We start from the raw sequence: 20484 nt of genomic DNA, 5'->3' as shown, positions 1-20484 counted from the left end.
CATGGCGAGCCTGCTGCCCTTCGTCCCAGTCTCCGCGCTGCTCGGCTTCGTGCTGCTGGCGCTGGTGCCGCTGCGCTTGCGGCGCGGTGTCGTGATCGGCGTCGGCGTCGGCGCGGCGATCGTGCCGGCGCTCTTGATGCTGCCGGTGGGCATCGTCTGCGTCGGCGGCGCCTGCGAGACCGGCGCGGTGGTGACGATCCTGACCATTCATGTCGGCCAGCTCGCCGCCCAAATCGCGATGTCGCTCGATCCGTTGAGCGTGGTCGCCGGCATCACCGTCGCGGTGGTCGGCGCCTTGGTGATGATCTATGCCGGCGCCTATATGAGCGAGGAGCCGGTCGGCGATCTGCGGCGGTTCTTCGCCTATATGAACCTGTTTCTCGCCGGCATGCTGGCGGTGGTGCTGGCGGCCGACGTGCTGCTGCTGTTTCTCGGCTGGGAAACTATCGGGCTTTGTAGCTTCTTCCTGATCGCCTACTACACGAAGCGGCCGAAGGCGGTGGCGGCGGGCACCAAGGCGCTGGTCACCACCCGCGTCGCCGACACCATGCTGCTCGCCGGCTTGATGCTGCTGTTTCTGGCGACCGGCACCACGCGGTTCGACGGCATGCTGGCCGGCGTCGGCTCAATCGACGCCTGGCATCTGGCGCCGATCGCCGGATTGATCGCGATCGGCGCGCTCGGCAAATCGGCGCAGATCCCGTTTCACACCTGGCTGCCGAGCGCGATGGCCGGACCGACGCCGGTGTCGGCGCTGCTGCATTCCGCCACCATGGTGGCGGCCGGCGTGATCCTGCTGGTGCGCCTCGCGCCGCTGTTTGCCGCCGTCCCCGAAATCTCGGCCTGCGTCGCGGTGCTCGGGCTCGCCACCGCGATGCTGGCGGCGTTGGCGGCCTTGCTGCAGACCGACGTCAAGAAGCTGCTGGCATTTTCCACCATGAGCCAGATCGGCTTCATGGTGCTGGCGCTCGGCATCGGCGCGCCGGCCGCCGCCTTGGCGCATTTCGCGATCCACGCGGTGTTCAAGTCACTGCTGTTCCTCAGCGCCGGCATCATGAGCCATGGCGCGCATGGCGACACCGGCATCGAGGCGCTGCGCGGCTCGCGGCGCCGCCAGCCGCTGGCGTTCTGGACTTTCGCGATCGGCGCCGCGGCGCTCGCCGGGCTGCCGCTGGTCACCGCCGGCTGGTACTCCAAAGAGGCGATGCTCGGCGCGGTGCTGAGCAGCGGGCTGTGGGGCGTGCCGCTGTGGGCGCTGGCGGTCGCGGCGGTGGTGCTGACCGGCACCTACAGTTTTCGCGTGGTGTTTGTTGCCGCGGGACGCGGCCCGGACAAATCGATCGCGCCGTGGGAAGGGCTCGCGGTGTGGGCGCCTCTGGTGGCGCTGGCGGTGCTGGCGGTGCTCAGCGGTTTCCTGGTCGATGCGCTGATCCGGTTCGACGGCGGCACGCCGAGCGAACTGCCGTGGATCGCCACGCTGCTCGGCGCCGCTGCTCCGCTGGCCGGCGTCGCGCTGGCGCGGCATCTGGTGGTTTATCCGCAGCTGCTCGACCAGCTCAGGGCCAAACTGCGGCATCGCAAAGTCTTCCGCATCGACAGCCTGTACTATTTCATTCTGGTGCGCGGCTTCCGCAAGCTGAGCCAGGTCATGGCCGGGCCCGGCGGCGAGCAAGCCATCGCGCCGGTGCTCGAGGCGCCGCCGATCGACGTGGTGAAGCTGGTGGCGGGCGATCCGATCGGCCGCGCGCTGGTCGCATCGGCGACGCGGCTGGTGAAGGCCGTGGTCGCGGCGTTCGATCCCGACCGGATCGATCTTTTGTGGATGCGGTTCGCGCGCGCGCTCGGGCGGGCCTGGGAGCATGTGCACCGAATCCAGACCGGCCGGGTGCGGGATCAATCGCTGGGCCTCGCGCTCGGCTTCGCGGGACTTCTGTTGTTTGCCTGGGGGACGTCATGGCGCTGATTGCGCTCCTGTTGCTTCCGATGTTCGGCGGCTTTGCGGCCTATTTCCTCGGGTCGCGGCGCGACGCCGACCGCTGGGTGTCGATCGCCTCATTGGCCGCCACGCTCGCGATTCTGATCGTCACCGTCGCCGGCGGTGACGACGGCCGCTGGCTGGCCAAGGTCGATCTGCCCTGGGTGCCGTCGTTCGGAATCTCGATCAACTTCGCGCTCGACGGGCTGTCGGCGGCGCTGATCGGCATCGCGGCCGGCCTCGGCATCATCGGCGTGATGGCGTCATGGCACGAGATCAAAGTGGATTCCGGGCTGTTTCACGCCTGCCTGTGCTGGACGGTGTCCGCCACCATCGGCGTGTTCCTGTCGTTCGACCTGCTGGTGTTCGCGTTCTTCTGGGAGGCGCAGCTGATCCCGAGCTTCATGCTGATCGCGGTGTGGGGCCACGGCGCCAAGGAAAGCGCCGCGCTGAAATTCCTGATCTTCAACGCGGTGGCCGGCTTCGGCCTGCTGGCCGGCGTGTTCGGACTGGCGTCGATGGCCGATACCATGACCTTCAACGCCTTCACGCTCGCCGAACTCAAACTATCAACGCCGATGCAGGTCTGGCTGCTGCTGGGCTTTTCGCTGGCGTTCCTGGTCAAGCTCTCGGTGCCGCCGTTCCACGCCTGGCTGCCCGACGCGCATACGCTGGCGCCGACCGCGGGCTCGATCCTGCTCGCCGGCCTGCTGCTGAAGACCGGCGCCTACGGCCTGTTCCGCTTCAGCCCGATGCTGTTTCCCGATGGGCTGCTGGTGCTGGCGCCCTACGGCATTGCGCTCGGCGCGGCGGGTGCGCTGTATGGCGGCGTGGTGGCCTGCGGCCAGACCGACGCCAAGCGGCTGGTCGCCTACACCTCCGTCGCGCATATGTGCATCGTGCTGATGGGCGTCGCCGCCGGCGTCGAATACGCGTTGGCCGGCGCGGTGGTCGAGATGGTGGCGCATTCGTTCTCCGCCTCGGCGCTGTTCCTGTTGATCGGCGCGTTGTACGAGCGCACCCAGACCCGCGACCTGCGCGAACTCGGCGGGCTGCAGCAGAGCGCGCCGAAATTCGCCGCCGCCTTCGCGCTGTTCTGCTCGGCGCTGCTGGCGCTGCCGGGGACGGCGAATTTCGTCGGCGAGGCGCTGGTGGTGGTCGGCATCTTCCAGGTCAACTGGCCGTTCGCGCTGCTGGCGCTGAGCACGCTGATCGTCTCGGTGGTGTACGGCACGCGGCTGTTGAAGGGGGTCACCTTCGGCGCGGCGTCGCCCGCGGTGGTGCGCGATCTCGGCTGGCGCGAAATCGCCACCGTGCTGACGCTGGCCGCCGGCACCATCGCGGTCGGATTGTATCCGCAAAGCGTCATCGGGCTGGTCGGCCCGGCGCTCAAGGCGGCGCTGGTGCCGCACCTGCCATGACCGCAGCCCAACTCTTCGCGCTGTCGCCGCTTGCGGCCCTCGCCATCGGGGCGGTGATCGCGATGCTGTTGGCGCCGGTCACTCAATCCGCCGCGGCGGCGCGGATCGCTGCCGCGACAGGTCTCGCCGTTGCGGCGCTGCTGGAGATCCTGCGGGCCGGCGTCCCGCCGGCGCCGATCGGCGCGCTGTTCACCGACGACGGGCTGGCGCGCTACGGCACCGCCTATGCGGCGCTGTTCGGCCTCGCGGCGCTGGTGTTCCTGCGCGTTGCCGGCGTCGCCAAGGAAGCGCCGGCGCTGGTGGCTCTGGTCGCGCTCGGCGCCGCCTCGCTGACCGGCGCCGGTCACGCCGCGACGCTGTTTCTCGGGCTCGAACTGATCAGCCTGTCGCTGATCGCGCTGTTTGCCTTCCCGCTGACCGGGATGGCGCTGGAGGCGAGCTACAAGTTTCTGGTGATGAGCGGGCTCGCCACCGCGGCGCAACTGCTCGGCGTGGCGCTGATCTATGCCGAGACCGGCGCGCTGGATTTTCCCGGCTGGGTCGGCCACGGCCCATTGTTCGCGCTCGGCACCGCGCTGCTGCTGGCTGGCCTGGCATTCAAATTCTCGCTGGCGCCGTTCCACATGTGGACGCCCGACGCGTTCCAGGGCGCGCCGGCCGGCGCCGCGGCGCTGGCGGGCGTAGTGTCGAAGGCCGCGGTGGCGATCGCGATCCTGCGGCTGAACAGCGAGGCGCAATTGCCGCAGCCATTGTGGAGCGCCGGCCTCGCCACGCTGGGTGCCGCGTCGGTGCTGGTCGGCAATGTGCTGGCGCTGCGGCAGCAGCTGTTGCCGCGGATGCTCGGCTACTCGACCATCGCGCATTCCGGCTATATCGCGATGATCCTGGCGTCCGGCGCGCCGGGCACCAGCGAGGCGGTGCTGTTCTATCTCGGCATCTACGCGCCGGCCTTGACCGCGACGCTGTGCGCCTCGGCGATGCTCGGCCCGGCGCCGATGCTGGAGGATCTGCGCGGGCTGGCGCGCAAGCGGCCGCTGGAAGCCACCTCGTTGTCGGTCGGGCTGTTGTCGCTGGCGGGGCTGCCGGTGGCCGGCGGCTTCGTCGCCAAATTATATCTATTCAAGGCGCTGGTGCAGTCGGAGTCCTGGATCCTGTTGGCAATCGCGATGGTCGGCGCAGCGCTCGGCTTCTATTATTACATTCGGTTCTTCACCGCGCCGTTTTTCGGCCACGGCGGCATCGAGCCGGCGCCGCGGCACCGCTTCGATCGCTTGCTGTTGATCTTTTGCTTCGGCCTGATCATGTTGTTCGGCTTCGAGCCGCTGGTGCTGATCACCGCGGTGAACTCGGCGCTCGCGGTGCGATAGCGTTGGATTGAGGCGCTTCAAAACTCCCAGGCCGTCATTCCGGGGCACGAGCAGCGATAGCTGCGAGTGAGCCCGGAATCCATAATCCCTGCAGGGGTTATCGATTCCGGACTTGCTCGTTCTTCGAACTCGCAATCCGGAATGACGACGACATTGGGTTGGATGATCAATCCCAACCGAACGGTCTCCAAACGAAAAAGCGCAGGACGACGTTGCCGTCATCCTGCGCTGCAATCGTTGTGCAAACAGATTCCGCAGTTATCAGGCGGCGGCGGCGAGGCGTCCCGCCGCGAGGCCGGTTTCCAGATCGGCGATGATATCGTCGATGTGCTCGAGGCCGACCGAAAGCCGGACGTAGCCGTCCGACACCCCGGTCGCGAGCTGGTCCTCGGCCGAAAGCTGCGAGTGGGTGGTCGACGCCGGGTGAATCGCCAGGCTGCGGGCGTCGCCGATATTGGCGACGTGGTACAACAGCTGCAGCGCGTCGATGAATTTGCGCCCGGCCTCCTTGCCGCCGGCGAGTTCAAAGCCGACCAGCCCGCCGAACTTGCCGTTGAGATATTTGTCAGCGCGTTCGCGGGCGACCCCGGTGAGCTTGGAGGGATGGATCACCTTGGTGACCTCGGGGCGCTTTTCCAGGAAGTCGGCGACGGCTTGGGCGTTCTGCACGTGGCGTTCGATGCGCAGCGGCAGGGTTTCCAGGCCCTGGATGATCTGGAACGCGTTGAACGGCGACAGCGCCGAGCCGATGTCGCGCAACAGCGTGGTGCGGGCCTTGATGATATAGGCGACCGGGCCGATCGGCTTCACCGCCTCGACCCAGACAGCGCCGTGATAGCTTGGGTCCGGGGTGTTCAGCGCCGGTTGCCGCTCGGGGAATTTCTCCCAGTCAAAGTTGCCGCCGTCGACGATCACGCCGCCGATCGAGTTGCCGTGGCCTCCGAGATATTTGGTGGCCGAATACACCACGACCGCCGCGCCATGATCGAACGGCCGCACCAGCAACGGGGCGGCAGTGTTGTCGACGATCAGCGGGATGCCGAATTTGCGGCCGATCGCGGCGACTTCGGCGATCGGAAACACCGCCAGCTTCGGATTCGGCAGGGTTTCGGCGTAGTAGGCGCGGGTGCGGTCGTCGGTGGCGCGGGCGAAGGCTTCGGGATCGGCCGGATCGACGAAGCGGACTTCGATGCCCTGATCCTTCAGCGTGTTGGCGAACAGATTCCAGGTGCCGCCATAGAGATCGGTCGAACTGACCACGTTGTCGCCGACCCGGGCGAGGTTCTGCAGCGAGAACGCCGAGGCGGCCTGACCCGACGACACCGCGAGCGCCGCGACGCCGCCTTCCAGCGCGGCGACGCGCTGCTCGAGCACGTCGTTGGTGGGGTTGCCGATCCGCGTGTAGATGTTGCCGAGCTCCTTCAGCGCGAACAGGTTGGCGGCGTGCTCGGTGTTGTGGAACTGATACGATGTGGTCTGAAAGATCGGCACCGCGACCGACCCGGTGGCCGGGTCGGCGCGCCAGCCGGCGTGAAGCGCGAGCGTATCGGGATGAAGCTTTCTGGTCATGGAACGGATCCTTCGACAATGATGCGACTGGGACGGCTATGACGATCCGACACAGCGCTGCGATCGCCCGGGTGTTGGGCGTTGCGCTGCGTCGGATGGTTCGATGTTCGAAGCCCGGGACAGCGCAATCACGCCTCTGGCTCGGCGTGAAGTCAACCGGAGGCGGGAAATAAAAATCTCCTGCTGGCGCTAATGCACCCGGCAGGCGCTGTCCGTTGCCGTTATGCGGCGACGAGACAGAATATTCTTCTTTGTCGAAAAGGATGGCGTCTCCCCGACAGACCGCGCTGCGAAGGTGGTGGAGACCAGGCCAAGAAAAAGGCCGCCATTGCTGGCGGCCAAGTCTAGGGAGGAAACGCCCAAGGAGGGCTCGACAGCGAAGCTCGCTGCCGCACGGTTGAGCAGCGACGCTCAAGCGTCCATGGCGTGCAGGTGCTGGCGGTTGCGCAGCACGATCTGCCTTGCTCCGGAGAAGCCAAGAATGCCCTGGCTGTGGAGCTGCGACAGCGCACGAGAAACGGTTTCGAGGGTGAGGCCGAGATAGTCGCCGATGTCGCGGCGGCACATCGGCAGCGCCATCAGGCCGGCGACGGCGAGGCGACGGTCCATCTCGAGCAGGAAGTTGGCGACGCGCTCCATCGCGTTCTTGCGGCCGAGCAGCAGCATGTGATCTTCGGCGTGACGCAGTTCGCCGGCGGTCATCGCCCACAGGCTGCGCGCGACGTTGACGTCGGTGGCGGCGGACTGTTCCAGGCTGCGGCGCTTCAGGAGGCGGACCGTGGTGTCGACGATGGCCTCGGCGGTCAGCCGATGCACCGGACCCGATTCCAGGCCGAACACGTCGCCCGGCAGGTAGAAGGCGCCGATCTGGCGGCGACCGTCGGACAACAGCTTGTAATTGCGAACCGCGCCGGTGACGACCTGGTAGACGTATTCGGCGGCTTCGTCCTCGCCGTAGATTTCCTCTTCCTTGCGATAGGAAAACTCGGAGGCCACCAGGCCGGCGTGGCCAGTCACCATCGAGAACTGATCACCCGTCGCAAAAGCCGCATTGCCCGACTTGGCGGCGCTGTCCGAGGTTCTGACCGACTGGTTGAGCATTCGCCATCTCCTGTGCGGAAGTTGATGGACGCTTTCTAGCCAACTTTACCGGCATCAGAAATTCGGCGGCTTATCTTAAGGGGGTTTCCCTAAGTAGTTTACCGGAGGTTGTGGTCCGAATCGGGGGCTTAACGCCCGGCCTGCATCGCCCCGCGGATGTGGCTGACCAGATTCTCTTCGAGATGCGGCTTCAGCACCACATGATAAACGCCCGAGGCCGCCGCGCGCACCGAAATGCTCTCGTCGGGATAGCCGGTGATCAGCACGATCGGGGCCTCGATGTGACGGTCGCGCAGCTTCTTGGCGAGGTCGATGCCGTTCATGGTCGGCATTTTGTAGTCGATCACGATGCAATCGACCTTGTTGTCGGCAACGGTCTCCAGCAGCGCCGCGCCGCTGCGGAAGGTGCGGACCTCGAAGCCGTCGGTCTCCAGCAAAAAGCGCAGCGAGCCGAGGACGCCGAAATCGTCGTCAACCACGTAAACAATTGTCGCGGGACTTGCCATCACGAATGCCCGCGCAGCGTGAAGTTGGGTGAGAAATGCATCCTTTCCGATAGGACAGATCTTCGCAGCGCCGCTTGATCTAACTCAATCCTTGAGGGCGCCGCCGCGAATCGCCAAGCGCACCAGTTCCGATAGGCTGCCGGCCTGCATTTTCGTCATCACGTTGGCCCGATAGACCTCGATGGTGCGCGGGCTGATGTCGAATTCGCGGGCGATCACCTTGTTGGAAAGCCCGGCGACCAGGCCGTCCATCACCTGGCGCTCGCGCGGCGACAGCGTTTCGATCCGCGCCGCGATGTCGGGCGCGACGGCTTCGCCGCGGCCGCCGTCCTTCGGCTGCTTCAGCGCGGTTTCGATCATGCCGATCAGCCGATCGTCTTCGAAAGGTTTCTCGATGAAATCGACCGCGCCGAGCTTCATCGCCTCGACCGCCAGCGGCACGTCGCCGTGCCCGGTCATGATCACCACCGGCAGCGGATTGCCGTTCGTCTTCAGCCGCTTCAACAGGTCCATGCCGTCGATGCCCGGCATCCGGACGTCGGACACCACGCAGCCGAACTCCAGCGTCGACAGCGCGTCGAGAAATGCCACCGCGGATTCGAACAGCACCACCTGGAAGTCGACCGAGTCGAGCAGGAACTCCAGCGAATCCCGCATCGCAGGATCGTCGTCGATCACGTAGACGTTGCCCCTAGGTGGCATCGGCGAGATCCTCACTGGCTGCGGCAGGCAAGGTGAAGCGGAAGGTCGCGCCGCCTGCGGAATTGGTTTCGGCCCACATCCGGCCGCCATGCGCCTCGATGATCGAGCGGCTGATCGACAGGCCGACGCCCATTCCGGTTTCCTTGGTGGTGAAGAAGGTCTGGAACAGGTTGGACTTGACGTCTTCTTGGAAGCCGCCGCCGGTGTCGGAGACCGCGACTTCGACCATATGATCGGCAACCCTGGTGTTGGACACGGCCAGCTCTTTTTTCTCGGACGGCGCCATCGCTTCCAGCGCGTTGCGGAACAGGTTGACCAACACCTGCTGGATTTGCACGCGGTCGACAAGCACAAGATCGCTTTGCGAATCCAGACTGAAGCGCAGCACCACGCCCTGTTCGCGGGCGCCGGACAGCCCCAACGCGCCGGCTTCTTCGATCAATTTGGCGAGACTTTCCACCCGTTTTTCGGATTCTCCCCGGGAGACGAAGTCGCGCAGCCGGCGGATGATCTGGCCGGCGCGGATCGCCTGCTCGGCGGCACGGTCCATCGCCGCCTCGATCTTCGGCCGGTTCGGATCGTCGCTGCCGGTCAACAGCCGGCGCGATCCCTTCATGTAATTGCTGATCGCCGACAACGGCTGGTTGAGCTCATGCGCCAGCGCCGAGGCCATTTCGCCCATCGCGCTCAGCCGCGAGACATGCACCAGCTCCGATTGCAGCTCGTGTAGCCGGGCCTGGGTCTGCTGATATTCGGTGAGGTCGCGGATGAAGCCGGTGAAGTGGGTTTCCCCGCCGGAACGCATTTCGCCGATCGTCAGGTGGATCGGAAAGGTGGTGCCGTCGCGGCGCTTGCCGGTGACGATGCGGCCGATGCCGATGATGTGGCGCTCGCCGGAGGCGCGGTAACGGTCGAGATGGTTGTCGTGCCGCGCCCGATCCGGTCCGGCCATCAGCTCGCTGACGTTGCGGCCGATCGCCTCGCCCTCGGAATAGCCGAACAGCCGCTCGGCGGCGCTGGAGAAGAATTGCATGATGCCGTGGCCGTCGATCACGATCATGGCGTCCGGCACGGTATCGAGGATCGAGCGCAACTGGCTCTGCTGGCTCCGCAGCGCGTCTTCCAGCAATTTCTGGTCGTCGATGTCGACGATGATGCCGCACAGATGCCGCGGCGTGCCGTCCTCGGCCCTGACCACGCCGCCGCGGGCGCGGACCCAGTGGCAGGCGCCGGATCCGCGGCGCTCGATGCGATATTCGACGTCGAACTTGTCGCCGGCATCCACCGATTGTTTCAGCGCCTGCACGGTGCGGGCGCGGTCCCCGGGCGACAGCAAAGACAGGAAAACGTCGTAGCTGATGGGTTTTTCGCCGGTGAATCCGAACAGCTCGCGGGCGTTTTTCGACCAGCTCAGTTCGCGCGTGGCCAGGTCGAGTTCCCAGACCCCGATGCCGGACTCCTCGATGCCGAACTGCAGGCGTTCACTACGCGACCGATCATCGAAGGAAGACTGCTTGTTGTCGGTCACGCTCCGCCTTCACCCGTTGATTATGTCGTTCATATCACAACGACATTCGGGTTCGCAACACAGTCGGAACGAGTCGCAAGAATCAAACGTGGCGGCGGCAGAGCCCCGTCAGCACAACCAGCCGTAGGCCTGTCGGGGCGGCGTCAGCCCGCCTTCGATATCTGATCGTCTTCCGGCGAGTTCAGATAGAAGCCGGACATGGTGTCGACCCAGCACAGATGGTCGTGGACTTCCTTGACGCCGCAGACGTTCTCGGCGGCGACGATCGCCGCCTTGCGCGAACGTTCCTCGGTGATCACGCCGGAGAGATGGACCACGCCGTCGCGGACGATGACGCTGAGCCCGAACGGCCGCCAGTCGTTGTGTTCGATGGCGGTGGTGACGCGGGTGCGGATCTGGTCGTCGGCCTCGCTGGGGGCGGGCACGTCGCGGGCCAGATTGGCCACCGCCTGCAGCAGGTTCTTGCGGGTGACGATGCCGACCATATGGCCGTTCTGCATCACCGGCAGGCGTTTGACGTGATGCTTTTCCATCGCCTTGACGATCTCGGCGACGGTCGCCTCGGCGCTGACCGTGTGCGGATGCGTGGTCATGATCTCGCCGACCTTGCGGCCGTGCTCGTGAACGAAATCCGACGCCGATTGGCCGGGGCCGAGCAACAGCCGCAGCCAGCGGCCGCGCTTGCGCTCGGTGCCGATTTCGGCGCGCCGGATGAAATCGCCTTCGGAGATGATGCCGATCAGTTCGCCGGCCGCGTTGACCACCGGCAGCCCGCTGACGTGCTGCGACAGCATGATGTTGGCGGCGTCGACGATCGAGGCGTCGGGGCTCACGGTGACCACCTGCTTGGTCATGATCTGATGCGCGCGCATGTTTGTCTCCCGAATTCGCCGGTGGCGATGCTGCAAACCTAGTCGCAACGAAACCGTCGGCGATTGATACAGGTCAACCCACGGCTGTGCGACGCGCATCGGTGCTAACCGGATTCGTCGCCGCCGCCGCGTGTCGAGCCGGCGCGACGAAGGATCAGTGCGACATCAGCGCCGGAACGGTCAGCGACTTGAACATGCCGCGGGTGACGCCGCCGAGAATGAACTCGCGAATCCGCGAATGGCCGTAGCCGCCCATCACCAGCAGATCAGCGCTGGTATCGGCGGCGGCCGACAGGATCGCGCTATGAATGTTGTGCGGTTCGCAGGCGAATTTGTTGGCCGACGCCGCCAGATCGTGGCGGGCGAGGTGGGCGATCAGCGCATCCGCCAACAGGTCCTCCGGCACATCCTCGTCCTCGTTGATGGCGACGATCTCGATCTGCCCCGCCTTGTGCAGGAACGGCATGGCGTCCCTGACGGCGCGGGCCGCCGGCCGGCTGCCGTCCCAGCAGATCAGCACGCGGTCGAGCTTGAGCGGCCCGGTATGGATATAGGGAATCAGCAGCATCGGCTGCCCTGAATTGAACAGCACGGCTTCCGGCAGCGCGTCGTGGTGGCTCCGCCGGGAGCGATCGGCTTGCGCGACGATGCTGAGGTCGTACAGCCGCGAGATTTCCGACAGCGTCTGGTTGGCCAGCGCGGGGCTGTCGCAGATGGTGCGGCCGCCATGCGACAGCCCGGAATTGCGCACCGCGAGTTGGAATTGGTCGAGCCGTTGCGCCGCCAGATCGAGGTCGGTGTTGTACTGCGTGGCGTCGGCAAAATACGCCGCGGAGGCGCCGACCACGATCGCCGGGTTGATCGGCTGATAGGCGCAGGCGATGCCGTCCAGATGCGCTTCGAACAGCTGGGCGACGGAAATGGCGCAGTCGATCACCGAGTCGGCGGGTCGATCGACCGGAAGATGGACCAGGATATCGTTCGGCATGGCGGCGCTCTTTCTTGGATACTCATCGGCGGCTTGCTATGCGGCGACTATATCGCCATGGCGCCGCGCCACTTTGATCTATCTCATCCCGTCGTTGCCGCGCGCGGCTTAGATCAATCTCAGCATCGTCAGGCTTGAGACGTCGGTGGCGTTGCCGAGCAGGGGGAGCCGATGACTTATGCGACCGTGATGGTCAGCTTGGCGTTCGACCGGCCCAACACGCGCCGGCTCGACGTCACCGTCAAGCTGGCCGAATTGTTCAATGCCGGCGTGATCGGGATCGCGGCGTCGGATTTCAGCCCGCCGCTGTACTACACATCCGGCGAACAGGCGCAGAAGCTGTTGGCGCAGGGGGCGACCCTGATCACCACGCGGACCGCAGAACTCGAGGCGGAATTCCGTGCCGCGATGCAGCCGCTCGGCCGCGCGGTGGACTGGCGCAGCGCGGTGGAGATGCCGGCCAAATACGTCGCCCTGCAGGCCCGCGCCGCCGATTTGGTGATCAGCGGCGCCACCGGCACGCTCACTGATCCGTTCGCGGTGGCCGATCCCGCCGATCTGGTGATGCAGATCGGCCGCCCGTTGCTGGTGGTGCCGGAGACCGCGGGCGCCATCAACCTCACTAGCATGCTGGTGGCCTGGAAGGATTGCCCGGAATCCCGTCGCGCCGTGGTCGGTGCGCTGCCGTTGCTGCGCAAGGCCGGCAAGGTGAAGGTCGCCGAGATCGTCGAGGACGACGCCGATCATCGGAGCGCGCAGGCCGGCGTCGCCGACGTCGTCGCCTGGTTGGCGCGGCACGGCGTGGCCGCCACCGGCTTCGTGCCCGAGGTCGGCGACAATGTCGCGGTGCAGCTCGAGCGCATCGCCACCGCGGTCGATGCCGGCGTCGTGGTGGCCGGCGCCTATGGACATTCGCGGTTTCGCGAATGGGTGCTGGGCGGGGTGACCGAGCATCTCGTCACCCACCCGAGCCGCTGCGCATTGCTGTCGCATTGATCGGCTAGCGTGCGCCCAAGGAGGACCGGCCGATGCCGCAGCCCGAGATCGCCCCAGCTTTTCTTCGAGCCGCGCCGATCGAGGCGGCCGTCGGCGCCGAGGCCGCGGAGCTATCGCCCTCCGAGCGCGCCGACCGGCTGTTTCATGCCGCGCTGGCGCGGCTGACCGGCGGCATTTCGCCGGCCGCGCTGCGGCTGGCTTACATCGATTGGCTGCTGCACTTGCTCTCGGCGCCGGCGCGGCGGCTGGATATCGCGCAGGCGGCGATGCAGGCGGCCGGTCAGTTTGCGGTCGCCGCGGCAGAGCTGCCGAAGACGCCGTGGGCGAGTATCAAGCCGCCGCCCGGCGATCGGCGTTTCACCGGACCCGGCTGGGAGCTGCCGCCGTTCAATCTGATGGCGCAGGGTTTCCTGCTCACCGAGCAATGGTGGCAGACCGCGACCACCGGCGTGCGCGGCGTCTCGCATCAGAACGAGGCGATCGTGGCGTTTTCGATGCGGCAATGGCTCGACACCTTCGCGCCGTCGAATTTCGCCGTCAGTAATCCCGAAGTCATCCACAAGACCATCACCACGGGCGGTGCGAATTTCGTCGCCGGTCTGCAGAACTGGTGGGACGACCTGCGCGCGCTGCAATCCGGCAAGCCGGTCGCCGATCACCGCTTCGTGGTCGGCCACGACGTCGCGGTGACGCCGGGGAAGGTGGTGTACCACAACGAGCTGATCGAACTGATCCAATACGCGCCGTCGACACCGCAGGTGCGCCGCGAGCCGATCCTGATCGTGCCGGCCTGGATCATGAAATACTACATTCTCGATCTGTCGCCGACCAATTCGCTGGTGAAATTTCTGGTCGATCACGGCTTCACCGTGTTCATGATTTCGTGGCGCAATCCGCAGCCGCGCGACCGCGACATCAGCTTCGACGATTATCGCCGGCTCGGCGTCGACGCAGCGTTGGCGCAGATCGCTCGGATCGCGCCGGAGGCGGGGATTCACGCGGTGGGTTATTGCCTCGGCGGCACGCTGCTGGCGATCGCCGCCGCGGCGATGTCCCGCGACGGCGTCGGCCGATTGGCGTCGATCACGCTGCTGGCGGCGCAGACCGATTTCACCGAGGCCGGCGAACTCACGCTGTTCATCAACGAAAGCCAGGTGGCGTTTCTCGAGGACATGATGTGGGACCGCGGCGTGCTCGACACTACGCAAATGGCGGGCGCGTTCCAGATCCTGCGCTCCAACGATCTGATCTGGTCGCGGATCGTGCACGACTACCTGATCGGCGAGCGCGCGCCACCGAACGATCTGATGTCGTGGAACGCCGACGCCACGCGGCTGCCGTATCGGATGCATTCGGAGTATCTGCGCAAGCTGTTCCTCAACAACGACCTTGCCGGCGGCCGCTACGCGGTGGACGGTCGGCCGGTGTCACTGTCGGACATTCACACTCCGATGTTCGTGGTCGGCACGCTGCGCGATCACGTCGCGCCCTGGCGGTCAACCCACAAGATCCATTTTCTTGCCGACGCCGAGATCACCTATCTGTTGACCAGCGGCGGCCACAATGCCGGCATCGTCGCGCCACCCGGCGACCATGGCCGTTCCTATCAGGTGCTGACCAAGCCGGCCGATGCGCGCTACATCGGGCCCGATGATTGGCTCAAACAAGCACCGCGGTTCGAAGGCTCGTGGTGGAACGAGTGGGCGGGCTGGCTCGCCGCGCGCTCCGGCGAACTTGTCGATCCGCCGCCGTTCGGCGGCCGCGGCGCCGACAACATGGCGTTTCCCGACGCGCCGGGCAGCTATGTGATGCAGCGTTGAGGCGCTTTATCGCTCGGCGTCGCAGTGATCTGCGTGATGGACAGCGAGCGCCTCGCTGGCGCGCTGCAGCGTCTGCTCCGGCGTGCCCGCGGCATCGACCAGCGTCCATTCGATGACGCCGGCATCGTAAGCCTGCTGCGCCTTGACGACCTCCGCGTCGGCGTCGGAGGCATCGCCGACCCGGTGGCTGACCCTCGCGATCCGGGTCGCCAGATCCGCGACCAGGAACACGCCGTCGAACGGTGTCTTCGCGCGCGCGGCGACCTCGGCGATCGCGCGGCGCTCGTCCTGCCGCGCGAACACCGCATCGATGATCGCCGAGTGGCCCTGGGCGAGCACCTGCGCGGCGCGCTCCGCCAACGTCTTGTAAACCTCGGCGGTGACCTCGGTGTGATAGGCCTCGGCCGGCAGTCGCTCGGTGTCCTTGACGTTGAACAGCTGTTTGCGGATCACGTCGGTGCGCAGCACGATCGCGCCGGGCAGCGGTGCGATCGCGCCCGAAATGTCCCGCGCTAGCACCGATTTGCCGGTGCCGGACAATCCGCCGATCGCGATCAGGCGTGGCGGCGGCGGCGCGATCAACCGGCACGCCAGCGCGAAATAGCTCTGCGCGGTGCGGCGGATCTGCGTGCGCTGCGCGTCGTCCTGCGCCGGCCGCGACAGCATCACATTGGCGCGGATCGCGGCGCGCATCGCCAGCAGCAACGGCAGCGCCGACAGCGCGTCGAGATGATCGTCGCAGGTGCTGGCGAGATAGCGGTTGAGCACGACGCTGGCGGCGCCCGCGCGGTCGTATTGGATAAGGTCCATCAAAGCGAAGCCGAGGTCGTACAGCACGTCGGTTGATGCGATCGAGGGATCGAATTCGATGGCGTCGAACAGCACCGGCTTGCCGTCGATCACCACGATGTTCGCCAGATGCAGGTCGCCATGGCAATGCCGCACGTGACTCTGCTCGCCGCGGCGAACGAGCAGGTGTTGCAGTCGCGCAAATGCGGCACGGCTTGCGGCATCGAGCGCGTCGATCGCTGCGGTGTCGATGCCGCCGGCGCGGAACGCTTTGGTGTTGCCGGCGACGATCCGCAGAATGGAATCGATCCACGGTGCGGTGGCGGCGATCGGCGCAGCCGCGTGCGAGGCCGCAATGGCGTCGGCGATGTCGAGCAAGAGCGCGGTCGGCGGCGTGCCGGCTTCCGCAAGATGATCGACGGTCTGCTGCTCGTCGAACCGCGTCATCTCGATCGCCCATTCGACCACCTCGCCGTGGCCGGCGATCTCCAGACGGCCGTCGTCGCGCTGCGTAATGGCGACCACGCCGCGATAGATCTGCGGCGCAAACCTCCGATTGATGGTCAGTTCCTGCTCGCAGGCGACCTTGCGCTTGTCCAGCGTCGAATAATCCAGATACGGAAACCGCACCGCGCGCTTGACCTTCAACGCGCGATCGCCCGCCAGGAACACCGCGGCGCCGTGCGTGGTGATGACGTGCACCGGTCGCTCGCCATAGGTCGCCGGATCGCCGAGGAAGGCGAAGACTTGCTCTTGGCTACGGTGGGATGCGCAAGGAAATGGCATGGATTGGTACATTTACGGGCAGTGTAAAGCGAACTTCACAAATCGAACAACTACCACAAGCTGTGATCAGCGTCGACGATGGTCACTATAGCTCAATCGCTGCGGTAGTTTGACTTTGATCAATTCAATTTCGCGAAGCTGAGGTGTAGTGGACGTGACGGCGCGCCGCGCGCAGCTGGCCCGCTCGGTTCCGCTGCTCGGTGATCGGCGCGAATCCTACGAAGCGTTTAGATCGATTGGACAGGACTTGTATAGATTTCTCGAAGCCAATGTGGCCGGCTATATGACGCGCGCGGTGAAGGCCGTGCGGCGCGATATGACCATGCGCGAATTGCAGGAGCTGTTCAAACGCGACGACTATAATGCCTATCCGGTCGAAGAGGACGGCCAGGTCGTCGGACTGGTGACCAAGTATGATTTCCTCAAGTGTTTCGCCTTCGCACCGATCCACATGGTGCCGCACTATGACGAATTGATGAATCGAACCGTCGGCGATGTGATGACGCCGGATTTCATCTATGTGCACCCCGAGATCAAATTGACCCGGGTGCTGCAATTGATGATCGACCACCAGACCAGAAGTATCCCGGTGGTGGACAACGACCGCAAGCTTTTGGGCATCATCTCCCGCGAAGACATCATGCACGCGCTGTCGGACTGCACGCGGCACTGACGCGGACGGCACGCGCTCCAAGCGCGAACCTCGTCATTCTGCCGGTGTAAGGCTGCGCCGAATCGCCGCGCCGGCGATTTCTGCGCGGCATGTCTCGACTCTGCCGCCGCGTGATGTTGGTATGTCGCACGCAAGCCTCGGCGCGTCGCGCCGGGCGCTTGCTTAAGCCGATTGCGTCGCCGCCGAGGTCAGATGTCGAACTACCGGTTGAACAGCCTGCTGTCGCCGCGCTCGGTGGCGCTGGTTGGAGCCAGTCCGCGACCGAATTCGCTCGGACGTGCGATCCTGAGCAATATTCGCGCGGCGGCATTCGAAGGGCCGCTCGGCGTGGTCAATCCGCGCTATCCCGATATCGGCGGCACGCCGACCAAGCGCTGCCTCGCCGAACTGCCGTTCGTTCCGGACCTGGTGATCATCACCGCGCCGGCGCGAACCATCCCGGGGATCGTCGCCGAGGCCGGCGAACTCGGCGTCGCCGGGGCGGTCATCATCAGCTCCGGTCTCGGCCACGGCGAGGGCTCCTACGCCGATGCCGCCGATCGCGCCGCGCGCACCCATGGCCTGCGGCTGATCGGGCCGAACTGCCTCGGCGTGATGCTGCCGGGCGTTCATCTCAACGCCAGCTTCGCCGCGCACATGCCGAATCCCGGACATCTGGCGCTGATCTCACAGTCCGGCGCGATCGCCGCCGGCATGGTGGACTGGGCTGCGGAGAAGTCGATCGGCTTTTCCGGCATCGTGTCGATCGGCGATCAGCTCGACGTCGACATCGCCGACTTGCTCGATCATTACGCGCTCGACGTCCAGACAAGGGCGATTCTGCTCTACATCGAGGCGGTCAAGGACGCCCGCAAGTTCATGTCGGCGGCGCGCGCCGCGGCGCGCATCAAGCCGGTGGTGGTGGTGAAGTCCGGCCGCATGGCGCAAGGCGCCAAGGCCGCGGCCACCCACACAGGTGCACTCGCGGGCGCCGACGCGGTCTATGACGCCGCGTTCCGGCGCGCCGGCATGCTGCGGGTGTTCGACCTGCGCGAATTGTTCGACTGCGCCGAGACGCTGGGGCGGATCGTGGCGCCGCGCGGCAAACGGCTCGCCATCGTCACCAATGGCGGCGGCATCGGCGTGCTGGCGGTTGACCGGCTGGTCGAACTCGGCGGGATTTCCGCGGCGATCTCGCCGGCGACCAAGAAGACACTCGATGCCGCGCTGCCGGACACCTGGTCGGGCTCGAGCCCGGTCGACATCGTCGGCGACGCCGACGCGGCGCGCTACGAGGTGGCGCTGCAGGCGCTGCTCGCCGATGCCGACAACGACGCCATCCTGGTGATGAACGTGCAGACCTCGATCACCGGCACCGGCGATATCTCCACCACGCTGGCGCGGATCGTCCGCGAGCATCGCGCGGCGCACGCGCCGCCGAAACCTGTGCTGGCGGTGTGGGTCGGCGCCGACGACGGCGTGACGCGGATGTTCGACGCCGCCGGGATTCCGAACTATCCGACCGAAGACGATGCGGTGCGCGGCTTCATGCACCTGGTGCAGCATCGCGAGGCGGTCGCCGCCTTGTCGGAGGTGCCGCCCAGCCTGCCGAAGGATTTCGCCCCCGACGTCGCCGCCGCGCGCCGCATCGTCGAAGCGGCGATCGGCGACGGCCGGGCCTGGCTCGATCCGATCGAGGTCAAGGCGCTGTTCGACGCCTATCAGATCCCGATGCTGCCGGTGTTGGCGGCATCCGACGCCGAGCACGCCGCCGAGCAAGCGTCGGCGCTGCTGGCGCAGGGCATGACCGTCGTCGTCAAGATCCTGTCGCACGACATCACCCACAAATCCGACGTCGGCGGCGTGGTGCTCAATCTCACCTCCGCCGATGCGGTGCGCGCCGCCACCACGGCGATCCTGGAACGCGCGGCCAAGCTGCGGCCGCAGGCCAAGCTCGACGGCGTCATCGTGCAGCCGATGATGCTGCGGCCGAAGGCGCGCGAGCTCATTCTCGGCATCGCCGACGATCCGACCTTCGGCCCGGTGATCGTGTTCGGCCATGGCGGCGTCGGCGTCGAGGTGATCGACGACAAGGCGCTGTCGCTGCCGCCGCTCGACCTCAAGCTGGCGCACGACCTGATCGCGCGCACCCGTATCTCGAAGCTGCTGCGCAGCTACCGCGACGTCGCGGCGGCCGACACCGACGAGATCGCGCTGACGCTGGTCAAGCTGTCGCAGCTCGCCGCGGACCTGCCGCAGATCCGCGAGCTCGACATCAATCCGTTGCTGGCCGACGAGCACGGCGTGGTGGCGGTCGACGCCCGCGTCAAGGTCGGTCCGGAGTTCAGGCAGTTCGCCGGCCCCGGCAACGCGCATTTCGCGGTGCGGCCGTATCCGTCGGAATGGCAGCGCCATCTGCTCGTCAAGGACAATTGGCGGGTGTTCGTCCGGCCGATCCGGCCCGACGACGAAGCCGCGCTGCAGGGCTTCCTCAAGCGCATCAGCCCGCAGGATCTGCGGTTGCGGTTCTTCGCAGCGATGAAGCAATTCAGCCATCCGTTCATCGCCAGGCTGACCCAGCTCGATTATGCCCGCGCCATGGCGTTCGTCGCGCTCGACGAAGCGAGCGGCGAACTGATCGGCGTGGTCCGGCTGCATTCGGACTCGATCTATGAGAACGGCGAGTTCGCCATCCTGCTGCGCTCGGATCTCAAGGGCAAAGGGCTGGGCTGGGCGCTGATGCAGTTGATCATCGACTACGCCCGCGCCGAAGGCCTCAAGCAGGTCTCAGGCAAGGTGCTGCGGGAAAACACCGTGATGCTGATGATGTGCCGCGGGCTCGGCTTCGAGGTCCACACCGACCGCGACGACGCCGACCTCTGCGACGTCAGGCTGCCGTTGAGCACGTCATGACGGCGGCGCTGACCTTAGAGGCCGACTCAAAAAGCGATTATGAAATCAAGCATTCAAGGCGTCATTGCGAGTTGGGACCGGCGGACGGGGCCGACCCGCGTTGGATGAAGCTTTTCGATCGGCGGCGAGCGTGGCATTTTAAGGAGCCGTCGGCATAGAGGTCGGTTTCTCCCTGGTGCGCGAGAGCCCGGTTGCGAGTTGGACCCGGGCGCCTGGATGACACACATTGGCGCGGAGGGGTGGCGACGCCCCGGAGCACGCTTCCTAGGATTCTTTCTTGACGGGCGCCCACGCCGACGGCGCCAGATCGTCGGAGGAACAGCGAATGGATACGCTTTATGGACGTGTAGCCGGCCTGGACGTGCACAAGGACACCATCGTGGTCTGCGTGCGGACTGTCGCGGAGAGCAAGACAACGCGGATGTGTCGGACCTTCCCGACGACGACGGAGCAGCTCGAAGCGCTGCGCGCGTGGTTGGAGGAAGAGCGATGTACCCAC

The 20484-nt window shown here is 66.1% G+C and carries 15 protein-coding genes; 7 read left to right on the top strand and 8 right to left on the bottom strand.

What is annotated here, in order from left to right; all coding sequences use genetic code 11:
• Position 1 precedes the first annotated feature (1 nt).
• Genes HNR60_RS21755 through HNR60_RS21745 form a run of 3 tightly spaced genes read left to right on the top strand, consistent with a single transcriptional unit; the run spans position 2 to position 4763 of the window.
• Positions 2–1963 (top strand): NADH-quinone oxidoreductase subunit 5 family protein, encoded by a 1962-nt coding sequence (locus tag HNR60_RS21755; protein WP_184262076.1) that lies wholly within the window; start codon positions 2–4, stop codon positions 1961–1963.
• On the top strand, positions 1954–3396 hold the full coding sequence (locus HNR60_RS21750) for a complex I subunit 4 family protein (protein ID WP_184262074.1): 1443 nt from the start codon (positions 1954–1956) through the stop codon (positions 3394–3396). The genes HNR60_RS21755 and HNR60_RS21750 overlap by 10 nt, the downstream gene beginning before the upstream one ends.
• The gene (locus tag HNR60_RS21745; RefSeq protein WP_184262072.1) at positions 3393–4763 is read left to right on the top strand and encodes an NADH-quinone oxidoreductase subunit N; all 1371 of its coding nucleotides are present in this window, start codon (positions 3393–3395) and stop codon (positions 4761–4763) included. Before HNR60_RS21750 ends, HNR60_RS21745 begins: the two co-directional genes overlap by 4 nt.
• A gap of 261 nt (positions 4764–5024) precedes the next feature.
• On the opposite strand, the gene HNR60_RS21740 is transcribed toward HNR60_RS21745, so the two are convergent.
• The 7 genes from HNR60_RS21740 to HNR60_RS21710 all read right to left on the bottom strand — a co-directional run bounded on the left by HNR60_RS21740 (position 5025) and on the right by HNR60_RS21710 (position 12029).
• On the bottom strand, positions 5025–6332 hold the full coding sequence (locus HNR60_RS21740) for an O-acetylhomoserine aminocarboxypropyltransferase/cysteine synthase family protein (RefSeq protein WP_184262070.1): 1308 nt from the start codon (positions 6330–6332) through the stop codon (positions 5025–5027).
• Positions 6333–6743: 411 nt separating this feature from the next.
• On the bottom strand, positions 6744–7433 hold the full coding sequence (locus tag HNR60_RS21735; protein ID WP_184262068.1) for a helix-turn-helix domain-containing protein: 690 nt from the start codon (positions 7431–7433) through the stop codon (positions 6744–6746).
• A gap of 128 nt (positions 7434–7561) precedes the next feature.
• Positions 7562–7939 (bottom strand): response regulator transcription factor, encoded by a 378-nt coding sequence (locus HNR60_RS21730; RefSeq protein ID WP_184262066.1) that lies wholly within the window; start codon positions 7937–7939, stop codon positions 7562–7564.
• Between the two features lie 84 nt (positions 7940–8023).
• Positions 8024–8641 carry a response regulator FixJ gene (gene fixJ / locus HNR60_RS21725; RefSeq protein WP_184262064.1) on the bottom strand — a complete coding sequence of 206 codons (618 nt, stop codon included), beginning with the start codon at positions 8639–8641 and terminating at the stop codon, positions 8024–8026.
• Positions 8631–10169 carry a sensor protein FixL gene (gene fixL / locus HNR60_RS21720; protein ID WP_184262062.1) on the bottom strand — a complete coding sequence of 513 codons (1539 nt, stop codon included), beginning with the start codon at positions 10167–10169 and terminating at the stop codon, positions 8631–8633. Before fixL ends, fixJ begins: the two co-directional genes overlap by 11 nt.
• Positions 10170–10312: 143 nt before the next feature.
• A complete protein-coding gene (locus HNR60_RS21715; protein WP_184262060.1) occupies positions 10313–11041 on the bottom strand; it encodes a CBS domain-containing protein in 729 nt (242 codons plus the stop codon).
• 154 nt (positions 11042–11195) lie between these two features.
• Positions 11196–12029: a universal stress protein gene (locus HNR60_RS21710; RefSeq protein WP_184262058.1), complete on the bottom strand. Its 834-nt coding sequence runs from the start codon at positions 12027–12029 to the stop codon at positions 11196–11198.
• 171 nt (positions 12030–12200) lie between these two features.
• Between HNR60_RS21710 and HNR60_RS21705 the strand changes: the two genes are divergently transcribed.
• Together HNR60_RS21705 and HNR60_RS21700 are read left to right on the top strand one after the other, a co-directional pair.
• Positions 12201–13025: a universal stress protein gene (locus tag HNR60_RS21705; RefSeq protein WP_184262056.1), complete on the top strand. Its 825-nt coding sequence runs from the start codon at positions 12201–12203 to the stop codon at positions 13023–13025.
• A gap of 32 nt (positions 13026–13057) precedes the next feature.
• A complete protein-coding gene (locus HNR60_RS21700) occupies positions 13058–14845 on the top strand; it encodes a PHA/PHB synthase family protein (protein ID WP_184262054.1) in 1788 nt (595 codons plus the stop codon).
• Positions 14846–14851: 6 nt separating this feature from the next.
• Here the strand turns inward: HNR60_RS21700 and HNR60_RS21695 are convergent, their stop codons facing one another.
• Positions 14852–16420 (bottom strand): bifunctional aminoglycoside phosphotransferase/ATP-binding protein, encoded by a 1569-nt coding sequence (locus HNR60_RS21695; protein ID WP_246433056.1) that lies wholly within the window; start codon positions 16418–16420, stop codon positions 14852–14854.
• Positions 16421–16667: 247 nt separating this feature from the next.
• Here HNR60_RS21695 and HNR60_RS21690 point away from each other — a divergent pair, with 247 nt between their 5' ends.
• Positions 16668–17093 carry a CBS domain-containing protein gene (locus tag HNR60_RS21690; RefSeq protein ID WP_184262050.1) on the top strand — a complete coding sequence of 142 codons (426 nt, stop codon included), beginning with the start codon at positions 16668–16670 and terminating at the stop codon, positions 17091–17093.
• Positions 17094–17285: 192 nt separating this feature from the next.
• Positions 17286–19985 (top strand): bifunctional acetate--CoA ligase family protein/GNAT family N-acetyltransferase, encoded by a 2700-nt coding sequence (locus HNR60_RS21685; protein WP_184262042.1) that lies wholly within the window; start codon positions 17286–17288, stop codon positions 19983–19985.
• Positions 19986–20484 lie beyond the last annotated feature (499 nt).

The organism is Rhodopseudomonas rhenobacensis (assembly GCF_014203125.1).
Taxonomy (GTDB): Bacteria; Pseudomonadota; Alphaproteobacteria; order Rhizobiales; family Xanthobacteraceae; genus Rhodopseudomonas_A; species Rhodopseudomonas_A rhenobacensis.
Note: the sequence above shows the minus strand (reverse complement) of the source record. Positions and strands in the feature narration are given on the sequence as shown.

Bases quoted from the DNA above. Each gene is read 5' to 3' on its own strand.
- HNR60_RS21755 (WP_184262076.1), top strand. From the start codon at position 2: ATGGCGAGCCTGCTGCCCTTCGTCCCAGTCTCCGCGCTGCTCGGCTTC.
- HNR60_RS21750 (WP_184262074.1), top strand. From the start codon at position 1,954: ATGGCGCTGATTGCGCTCCTGTTGCTTCCGATGTTCGGCGGCTTTGCG.
- HNR60_RS21745 (WP_184262072.1), top strand. From the start codon at position 3,393: ATGACCGCAGCCCAACTCTTCGCGCTGTCGCCGCTTGCGGCCCTCGCC.
- HNR60_RS21740 (WP_184262070.1), bottom strand. From the start codon at position 6,332: ATGACCAGAAAGCTTCATCCCGATACGCTCGCGCTTCACGCCGGCTGG.
- HNR60_RS21735 (WP_184262068.1), bottom strand. From the start codon at position 7,433: ATGCTCAACCAGTCGGTCAGAACCTCGGACAGCGCCGCCAAGTCGGGC.
- HNR60_RS21730 (WP_184262066.1), bottom strand. From the start codon at position 7,939: ATGGCAAGTCCCGCGACAATTGTTTACGTGGTTGACGACGATTTCGGC.
- fixJ (WP_184262064.1), bottom strand. From the start codon at position 8,641: ATGCCACCTAGGGGCAACGTCTACGTGATCGACGACGATCCTGCGATG.
- HNR60_RS21715 (WP_184262060.1), bottom strand. From the start codon at position 11,041: ATGCGCGCGCATCAGATCATGACCAAGCAGGTGGTCACCGTGAGCCCC.
- HNR60_RS21710 (WP_184262058.1), bottom strand. From the start codon at position 12,029: ATGCCGAACGATATCCTGGTCCATCTTCCGGTCGATCGACCCGCCGAC.
- HNR60_RS21705 (WP_184262056.1), top strand. From the start codon at position 12,201: ATGACTTATGCGACCGTGATGGTCAGCTTGGCGTTCGACCGGCCCAAC.
- HNR60_RS21700 (WP_184262054.1), top strand. From the start codon at position 13,058: ATGCCGCAGCCCGAGATCGCCCCAGCTTTTCTTCGAGCCGCGCCGATC.
- HNR60_RS21695 (WP_246433056.1), bottom strand. From the start codon at position 16,420: ATGCCATTTCCTTGCGCATCCCACCGTAGCCAAGAGCAAGTCTTCGCC.
- HNR60_RS21685 (WP_184262042.1), top strand. From the start codon at position 17,286: ATGTCGAACTACCGGTTGAACAGCCTGCTGTCGCCGCGCTCGGTGGCG.